The sequence below is a fragment of the Shewanella acanthi genome, from assembly GCF_019457475.1.
Lineage (GTDB): Bacteria > Pseudomonadota > Gammaproteobacteria > Enterobacterales > Shewanellaceae > Shewanella > Shewanella acanthi.
This window is the reverse complement of the sequence record NZ_CP080413.1, coordinates 293,531-304,517: the sequence shown is the minus strand read 5'-3', so window position 1 is coordinate 304,517 and position 10,987 is coordinate 293,531. Positions and strand designations below refer to the sequence as shown.

The 10,987-nt window shown below is 49.2% G+C and carries 1 protein-coding gene; it reads left to right on the top strand.

What is annotated here, in order from left to right; translation table 11 throughout:
- The first annotated feature begins 159 nt into the window (after positions 1 to 159).
- The gene (locus tag K0H61_RS01385) at positions 160 to 10,974 is read left to right on the top strand and encodes an Ig-like domain-containing protein (RefSeq protein WP_220050993.1); all 10,815 of its coding nucleotides are present in this window, start codon (positions 160 to 162) and stop codon (positions 10,972 to 10,974) included.
- The last annotated feature ends 13 nt before the right edge of the window (positions 10,975 to 10,987 follow it).

The following is a 10,987-nucleotide window of genomic DNA, read 5'->3' as shown; positions in this document are numbered from 1 at the left end:
GCACAGTAAAACCCAGTCACAGCAAGCAATTCCGTCGCGTCAAAAAATTGACTTAGCTCAAAACACCAGCTAATATTTCATCAATTGCATCACATCTTCAAAACAAATGTTGAATTTGTGTATCTTGGTTAACACAGTTTAAGCTGTTGGGAGCTTATTATGGGATCCGTCACTACATCTAAAAATGGTTTGCTGAAGCTTGTTAAAGGGCAAATCAGTGTCGAAGTTAATGGTTCAACTCAATCCGCTAAGGATGGAGATGTGCTCCCTAAAGGCGCTGTGCTAACAATCGGGGACAATGCAACCTATGAGATCACCTTCGACGATGGCACTAAGCTATCTAACGAAGCTGTCCCAAGCGAATCTGAGTCAGCATTTGCAGCTCCAGGCGCTTCTAGTGAGGCTCTCCCTTCAGAAATCCAAGCATTACAGGATTTAATTGCCTCTGGTGAAGACCCCACTCTAGGTTTGCCAGAAACCGCCGCAGGTAACACCCCAATCGCAGGGGGCGGAGGTGACTCTGGTTATGTGAGTCTTTCGCGTGATGGCGCAGAAGCTTTAGCCTCAGCTGGATATGACAGTAGCGGCCAAGTACTTTTAGCTGCAGATGCGGGCATAACAGAACAAACCATCACCGATGTCCCCTCCATTTTGGCTAATGATCTCAACGAGATTAATGAAGATGAAATTGCGACTGGGAACGTATTGGATAACGATTCCGATCCTGACACCTTACTCACTGTAGTTAGTTTTACTGTTGGCGATACGACTTATGCAACTGGAACCACTGTCATTCTTGATGGTGGTAACCTAATTATCAATAGCGATGGTAGTTATACTTTTACACCAAATGAAAACTGGAATGGCCAACTTCCTTTAATAACCTACACCACTAACACTGGTGCAACAGCAAATTTAACTATTAATGTAATTCCTGTCGATGACCCTTCGGTTTTAGTTGATGACACCAATACCATTGCAGAGGGTGAAGTAGCCATAGGCAATGTTCTTGATAACGATAGTGATATCGACTCTTTACTAAGAGTTGCTAGCTTCAGTGTTAACGGAAACAGTTATGCCGCGGGAACAACAGTACTACTCGACGGTGGTAGCTTAGTCCTTAATGTTGATGGCTCTTACACCTTTACACCAAACACAAACTGGAACGGCCAAGTACCAGAAGTGGTTTACACCACTAATACAGGCTCTACTGCTACGTTAAATATTGATGTTACTCCTGTTGTAAATGGTGGACCAAGTGTAACCATTAATACAGACCTTAATAATGATGAATTCATTAGTAATGCAGAACTCAATGGAAGCACAATAATTAATGTTACTATCGGCTTAGATAATACAGGCGCAATTGCTGGAGATACCTTAACCGTTAATGGTATTGATTACGTGCTATCACAGCAAGACATCGATAACGGATTCGTTAATCTCGATTTCCCCTCACCAGGTGAAGGCGCCACTATCACCGTAATCGCAACAATTACTGACACTGCTGGTAATGTATCACCAGAGGGCAGTGATACTGCATTAATTGATACCATCCCACCAGTTATCACTGTTGATGCCCCTGACAACACTCAAGATACAACTCCTACAATCACTGGTACCACAGATGCAGATCCTGGTAGTGTTGTAACCATTGTTATAACTGATAGCAATGGTGACCAACAAACTCTAACAGCCATTGTTAATGACGATGGCACTTACTCTGCCGATGTAACCACCCCTCTAGCCGAAGGCTCATATACAGCAGAAGCTACAGTGACTGACCCAGCAGGTAATAGTGGAGCTGCCGATGATAATGGAAGTGTAGATCTTACCGCCCCTGCAGTGTCAATTGTCATCACTGAAGATGCCAACAACGATGGCTGGATTAACATCAGCGAACTCAATGGTAACGTGAATTATTCAGTGACTCTCGGCGCCACTACTGCCATAGGCGATACCTTAGTCATCACTGACCAAGACGGTAATGAACTCTTCAGCGGCCTTGTCACCGCTGACATGTTGGCAAATGGCCTGAATTTAGAAACCCCAGCACCAGCCAATGGCACCAAACTAACGCTTACAGCGACCGTAACTGACCCAGCGGGTCACACTGACTCCGCTAGCGACAGCGCTACCATTGATACCGACATCAGCGCCAGCATTGACCTGAACCCTATCGTAGTCGGCGGCGACAACGTCATTAACCAAGCAGAAAGCAGCGGTAAAGTCACCTTAAGTGGTACTGTCGGCGGCGATGTACAGCTGGGCGACACTGTCACCCTGAGCTTGGATGGACAAACCCTTATCACCACTACCGTGGTCATGATTGACGGCCAGTTAGGCTTCAGCGTTGACGTCGATGCCAGTGCCTTAGTCGGTGCCACCACCGACAGCATTACCGCCTCTGTCACCGCCACCGATGCAGCGGGTAACTCTAAAACCGCCACGGATACTGAAACCTACGGCGTCGATACCGACATCAGCGCCAGCATTGACCTGAGCCCTATCGTGGTCGGCGGCGACAACGTCATTAACCAAGCAGAAAGCAGCGGTAAAGTCACCTTAAGTGGTACTGTCGGCGGCGATGTACAGCTGGGCGACACTGTCACCCTGAGCTTGGATGGACAAACCCTTATCACCACTACCGTGGTCATGATTGACGGCCAGTTAGGCTTCAGCGTTGACGTCGATGCCAGTGCCTTAGTCGGTGCCACCACCGACAGCATTACCGCCTCTGTCACCGCCACCGATACTGCCGGTAACTCTAAAACCGCCACGGATACTGAAACCTACGGCGTCGATACCGACATCAGCGCCAGCATTGACCTGAACCCTATCGTGGTCGGCGGCGACAACGTCATTAACCAAGCAGAAAGCAGCGGTAAAGTCACCTTAAGTGGTACTGTCGGCGGCGATGTACAGCTGGGCGACACTGTCACCCTGAGCTTGGATGGACAAACCCTTATCACCACTACCGTGGTCATGATTGACGGCCAGTTAGGCTTCAGCGTTGACGTCGATGCCAGTGCCTTAGTCGGTGCCACCACCGACAGCATTACCGCCTCTGTCACCGCCACCGATGCAGCGGGTAACTCTAAAACCGCCACGGATACTGAAACCTACGGCGTCGATACCGACATCAGCGCCAGCATTGACCTGAGCCCTATCGTGGTCGGCGGCGACAACGTCATTAACCAAGCAGAAAGCAGCGGTAAAGTCACCTTAAGTGGTACTGTCGGCGGCGATGTACAGCTGGGCGACACTGTCACCCTGAGCTTGGATGGACAAACCCTTATCACCACTACCGTGGTCATGATTGACGGCCAGTTAGGCTTCAGCGTTGACGTCGATGCCAGTGCCTTAGTCGGTGCCACCACCGACAGCATTACCGCCTCTGTCACCGCCACCGATACTGCCGGTAACTCTAAAACCGCCACGGATACTGAAACCTACGGCGTCGATACCGACATCAGCGCCAGCATTGACCTGAACCCTATCGTGGTCGGCGGCGACAACGTCATTAACCAAGCAGAAAGCAGCGGTAAAGTCACCTTAAGTGGTACTGTCGGCGGCGATGTACAGCTGGGCGACACTGTCACCCTGAGCTTGGATGGACAAACCCTTATCACCACTACCGTGGTCATGATTGACGGCCAGTTAGGCTTCAGCGTTGACGTCGATGCCAGTGCCTTAGTCGGTGCCACCACCGACAGCATTACCGCCTCTGTCACCGCGACCGATACTGCCGGTAACTCAGCAACCGCCACGGATACTGAAACCTACGGCGTCGATACCGACATCAGCGCCAGCATTGACCTGAACCCTATCGTAGTCGGCGGCGACAACGTCATTAACCAAGCAGAAAGCAGCGGTAAAGTCACCTTAAGTGGTACTGTCGGCGGCGATGTACAGCTGGGCGACACTGTCACCCTGAGCTTGGATGGACAAACCCTTATCACCACTACCGTGGTCATGATTGACGGCCAGTTAGGCTTCAGCGTTGACGTCGATGCCAGTGCCTTAGTCGGTGCCACCACCGACAGCATTACCGCCTCTGTCACCGCGACCGATACTGCCGGTAACTCAGCAACCGCCACGGATACTGAAACCTACGGCGTCGATACCGACATCAGCGCCAGCATTGACCTGAACCCTATCGTGGTCGGCGGCGACAACGTCATTAACCAAGCAGAAAGCAGCGGTAAAGTCACCTTAAGTGGTACTGTCGGCGGCGATGTACAGCTGGGCGACACTGTCACCCTGAGCTTGGATGGACAAACCCTTATCACCACTACCGTGGTCATGATTGACGGCCAGTTAGGCTTCAGCGTTGACGTCGATGCCAGTGCCTTAGTCGGTGCCACCACCGACAGCATTACCGCCTCTGTCACCGCGACCGATACTGCCGGTAACTCAGCAACCGCCACGGATACTGAAACCTACGGCGTCGATACCGACATCAGCGCCAGCATTGACCTGAACCCTATCGTAGTCGGCGGCGACAACGTCATTAACCAAGCAGAAAGCAGCGGTAAAGTCACCTTAAGTGGTACTGTCGGCGGCGATGTACAGCTGGGCGACACTGTCACCCTGAGCTTGGATGGACAAACCCTTATCACCACTACCGTGGTCATGATTGACGGCCAGTTAGGCTTCAGCGTTGACGTCGATGCCAGTGCCTTAGTCGGTGCCACCACCGACAGCATTACCGCCTCTGTCACCGCCACCGATGCAGCGGGTAACTCTAAAACCGCCACGGATACTGAAACCTACGGTGCTGATACCACGCCACCCAACGCCCCAACGGTATTAATCGTTGATGACACCGACAATAATGAACGATTGACTCAGGACGAAATCGGTAGTGATAACGTCCAAATCCAAGTCACCATCAATGATGCGGATTTCCAAGAAGGTGGCTTTGTCACTCTCAATATCGACAACAGTGGTACTGAATCCACCGTGGTGCTCTACCTGATGGACGGCGACCTGTATGTCGAAGATGCTGATGCCGAAAGTGGTTATGCGCTTGCTGCAGGATTTAGCTACAGCAACGGTGTCATCAGCTGGACTGAAACTGCTCCAGATGAAAAAGAAAGCATCACTGTCACCGCCACGCAAACCGATAAGGCGGGCAATGAGTCCGTTGAAGCCAGTGATACTGCGACCGTGGACGATGAAACTGCACCTGACGCACCTACCGTCCTCATTGTCGACGACGGCGATCCTGGCGATGGCTTATTGACTCAGGACGAAATCGGTAGTGATAACGTCCAAATCCAAGTCACCATCAATGATGCGGATTTCCAAGAAGGTGGCTTTGTCACTCTCACTATCGACAACAGTGGTACTGAATCCACCGTGGTGCTCTACCTGATGGACGGCGACCTGTATGTCGAAGATGCTGATGCCGAAAGTGGCTATGCGCTTGCTGCAGGATTTAGCTACAGCAACGGTGTCATCAGCTGGACTGAAACTGCTCCAGATGAAAAAGAAAGCATCACTGTCACCGCCACGCAAACCGATAAGGCGGGCAATGAGTCCGTTGAAGCCAGTGATACTGCGACCGTGGACGATGAAACTGCACCTGACGCACCTACCGTCCTCATTGTCGACGACGGCGATCCTGGCGATGGCTTATTGACTCAGGACGAAATCGGTAGTGATAACGTCCAAATCCAAGTCACCATCAATGATGCGGATTTCCAAGAAGGTGGCTTTGTCACTCTCAATATCGACAACAGTGGTACTGAATCCACCGTGGTGCTCTACCTGATGGACGGCGACCTGTATGTCGAAGATGCTGATGCCGAAAGTGGCTATGCGCTTGCTGCAGGATTTAGCTACAGCAACGGTGTCATCAGCTGGACTGAAACTGCTCCAGATGAAAAAGAAAGCATCACTGTCACCGCCACGCAAACCGATAAGGCGGGCAATGAGTCCGTTGAAGCCAGTGATACTGCGACCGTGGACGATGAAACTGCACCTGACGCACCTACCGTCCTCATTGTCGACGACGGCGATCCTGGCGATGGCTTATTGACTCAGGACGAAATCGGTAGTGATAACGTCCAAATCCAAGTCACCATCAATGATGCGGATTTCCAAGAAGGTGGCTTTGTCACTCTCACTATCGACAACAGTGGTACTGAATCCACCGTGGTGCTCTACCTGATGGACGGCGACCTGTATGTCGAAGATGCTGATGCCGAAAGTGGCTATGCGCTTGCTGCAGGATTTAGCTACAGCAACGGTGTCATCAGCTGGACTGAAACTGCTCCAGATGAAAAAGAAAGCATCACTGTCACCGCCACGCAAACCGATAAGGCGGGCAATGAGTCCGTTGAAGCCAGTGATACTGCGACCGTGGACGATGAAACTGCACCTGACGCACCTACCGTCCTCATTGTCGACGACGGCGATCCTGGCGATGGCTTATTGACTCAGGACGAAATCGGTAGTGATAACGTCCAAATCCAAGTCACCATCAATGATGCGGATTTCCAAGAAGGTGGCTTTGTCACTCTCACTATCGACAACAGTGGTACTGAATCCACCGTGGTGCTCTACCTGATGGACGGCGACCTGTATGTCGAAGATGCTGATGCCGAAAGTGGCTATGCGCTTGCTGCAGGATTTAGCTACAGCAACGGTGTCATCAGCTGGACTGAAACTGCTCCAGATGAAAAAGAAAGCATCACTGTCACCGCCACGCAAACCGATAAGGCGGGCAATGAGTCCGTTGAAGCCAGTGATACTGCGACCGTGGACGATGAAACTGCACCTGACGCACCTACCGTCCTCATTGTCGACGACGGCGATCCTGGCGATGGCTTATTGACTCAGGACGAAATCGGTAGTGATAACGTCCAAATCCAAGTCACCATCAATGATGCGGATTTCCAAGAAGGTGGCTTTGTCACTCTCACTATCGACAACAGTGGTACTGAATCCACCGTGGTGCTCTACCTGATGGACGGCGACCTGTATGTCGAAGATGCTGATGCCGAAAGTGGCTATGCGCTTGCTGCAGGATTTAGCTACAGCAACGGTGTCATCAGCTGGACTGAAACTGCTCCAGATGAAAAAGAAAGCATCACTGTCACCGCCACGCAAACCGATAAGGCGGGCAATGAGTCCGTTGAAGCCAGTGATACTGCGACCGTGGACGATGAAACTGCACCTGACGCACCTACCGTCCTCATTGTCGACGACGGCGATCCTGGCGATGGCTTATTGACTCAGGACGAAATCGGTAGTGATAACGTCCAAATCCAAGTCACCATCAATGATGCGGATTTCCAAGAAGGTGGCTTTGTCACTCTCACTATCGACAACAGTGGTACTGAATCCACCGTGGTGCTCTACCTGATGGACGGCGACCTGTATGTCGAAGATGCTGATGCCGAAAGTGGCTATGCGCTTGCTGCAGGATTTAGCTACAGCAACGGTGTCATCAGCTGGACTGAAACTGCTCCAGATGAAAAAGAAAGCATCACTGTCACCGCCACGCAAACCGATAAGGCGGGCAATGAGTCCGTTGAAGCCAGTGATACTGCGACCGTGGACGATGAAACTGCACCTGACGCACCTACCGTCCTCATTGTCGACGACGGCGATCCTGGCGATGGCTTATTGACTCAGGACGAAATCGGTAGTGATAACGTCCAAATCCAAGTCACCATCAATGATGCGGATTTCCAAGAAGGTGGCTTTGTCACTCTCACTATCGACAACAGTGGTACTGAATCCACCGTGGTGCTCTACCTGATGGACGGCGACCTGTATGTCGAAGATGCTGATGCCGAAAGTGGCTATGCGCTTGCTGCAGGATTTAGCTACAGCAACGGTGTCATCAGCTGGACTGAAACTGCTCCAGATGAAAAAGAAAGCATCACTGTCACCGCCACGCAAACCGATAAGGCGGGCAATGAGTCCGTTGAAGCCAGTGATACTGCGACCGTGGACGATGAAACTGCACCTGACGCACCTACCGTCCTCATTGTCGACGACGGCGATCCTGGCGATGGCTTATTGACTCAGGACGAAATCGGTAGTGATAACGTCCAAATCCAAGTCACCATCAATGATGCGGATTTCCAAGAAGGTGGCTTTGTCACTCTCAATATCGACAACAGTGGTACTGAATCCACCGTAGTGCTCTACCTGATGGACGGCGACCTGTATGTCGAAGATGCTGATGCCGAAAGTGGCTATGCGCTTGCTGCAGGATTTAGCTACAGCAACGGTGTCATCAGCTGGACTGAAACTGCTCCGGATGAAAAAGAAAGCATCACTGTCACCGCCACGCAAACCGATAAGGCGGGCAATGAGTCCGTTGAAGCCAGTGATACTGCGACCGTGGACGATGAAACTGCACCTGACGCACCTACCGTCCTCATTGTCGACGACGGCGATCCTGGTGATGGCTTATTGACTCAGGACGAAATCGGTAGTGATAACGTCCAAATCCAAGTCACCATCAATGATGCAGATTTCCAAGAAGGTGGCTTTGTCACTCTCAATATTGAGAATGCAGGCGAGACTACCACCGTTAAGCTCTATCTTGAGTTTGATGACGACGGTGATTGGACGTTAATGGATGATGATTCAACCAGAACCTTCTCTTATGACGAAAGCACTGGCGTCATCAGCTGGACTGAAACGGCTCCAGATGAAAAAGAAAGCATCACTGTCACCGCCACGCAAACCGATAAGGCAGATAACGAGTCCGTTGAAGCTAGCGATACTGCGACCGTGGTTATAGACGGTAGCGCTGAAGTCGTGCTTTTAGAATCCTCTTTACGTGATGCTGCATCAACACAAGCGAATGTAAATGTTAGTTTCACTGCAGGAAATGAAGCACTCACACAGTTCCAATTCCATTTCGATGCACAACCAACAGTAACCAATCTCAATGGCGTGGTGATTTATTGGGAATTGTCATCTGATGGTTCTGAATTAGTTGGTCACCTTGAGAATGCTGACGGCGCATCAGTAATCAAACTTACATTTGCTGACCCCGAGCAAGCCATTGCAGCAGGCGAAACCGGTAATATTACGGTTACGGTAACGCTTTTAGATAACCTGCCACAATTAAATGCAGCTGGTGAGAACCTACATTCTCTGATTGAGGGTATTGTCATTCAAGCAACGTCTGCAGATGGCGACTTTAAGGACATAGGTACTTTAAGTTCTGATTTATCCATTGTTATACAAGATGATATCATTGATGCATCTATAACGAATGTTAGTGTTGCGAATGCTGAAAATTCCGAGATTTCCGGATTTATAAATATTGCAGGTGCAGACAACAACCCATATGCCGCGGATTTGAGCGTAAATATTGTCGGGTGGACAGCAGGTGATCCTAGCTCCTGGTTCCACGAATCAGGAAAATTTACAGGCAATGGCGAGAAAATTTATTATTTCGTAGATGAAGATGAGCCAAATGTTTTAATTGCCTATACCGATCCTGATGGAGATGCTTGGGATGGCAGTCAGAACCTTATATTCACACTGACCCTAGATCCAGCGAGCGGTGAATATACATTTGCATTGAATTCACCTATCACCGAGTTAAGTCCATTTGAAGTTAAGTCAACCGGATCTATAGGTGGTAATTGGGATACACTTTACGGCCTATCAGACGGTACTCTTTCAACTACAGAACCATCCAACTTAGCATTCACTTTGACTGCGACGTCAAGAGATGGCACCTCTAATAACACTGTAAATGGCTCAAAAAATGGTTTTGGTGTCGGAGAAGGCAAAGATATTGGTAATGATGACAAATTAATCGTCACGTTTGAGAATAATGTTGCACAAATTAGCAAGATGGGACTCACTGCAAACAGTGGCAAAACTTACAATGGAAATATCAGTGTTGTCGTACACGGTTATGACAAATACGGTAATTCAATCACTTCAGCACTATTGACTGGCACAAGTACCCAATTAATTTCAATTATTAATTCGCTAGGCTATGCTGCTATCTCACAAATTGATTTCATGAAATCAATAAACCAAACAGACCCAGATCTAAACGGTTTAGATTTCAATTTATATGACATCAATGGCACAGCCTACGCACCTTCACCTACTGGTACTACGCTTAATTTCAATGCCAATATTATTGATAGCGATGGTGATATTGATAGTAGTAATCCATTTACAGTCACCTTAACTGTTGACGGTAATAATACCACTAGTACGTCTCCAAGCTCGTCAACTACAATCTTAGCTACCGAACATGACGATGTACTTACTGGTACCGATGACGATGACGATGGTGATAACTCACTATTTGGCCAAGATGGTTCGGATATCCTACTTGGATTAGCAGGAAACGATTATCTCGATGGTGGAAGTGGTCATGATGTCCTCCTTGGTGGGTCTGGCAATGATACCCTTATTGGCGGTCTTGGAGATGACACTCTACGTGGAGGCAGTGGAAATGATGTTCTTGACGGAGGAGATGGCAACGACTCACTTGATGGTGGTCAAGGTAATGACGTACTAACTGGTGGTGATGGTGAAGATACCTTTGTCTGGCGTTATGCTGATACCAATAACAGTGTCGACCATGTCACCGATTTTGACGTTACTCAGGACACGTTAGACCTTAGTAGTCTGTTGCAAGACCTGCCTGAAAATTTCACTGCAGAAACACTGCAAGACTATTTACTGTTTAGTCAGCAAGAGGATTCTGATGGCATTTCAACTGTCATCGATATCGATGCAGACAAGGATGGCGTTTTTGAACAACACATTATTCTCGACGGAGTCGACTTGATTGGACAATATACCAATGAGGAAACTGTTGATGATAATTTAGCGGTAATTAATGGATTATTAAATGCTTCGGGTCATACGCCATTAATTGTCGAGTCAGCCCCTGTTGTATTGGAATCTTCTTCATCAAGCTTAGCCGCCCCTGATGAGGAGAAACATATAGCCTTTGTACCATAACAAACATTAGTCA

Coding starts and splice junctions, on each gene's coding strand:
- K0H61_RS01385 (WP_220050993.1), top strand. CDS start 160: ATGGGATCCGTCACTACATCTAAAAATGGTTTGCTGAAGCTTGTTAAA.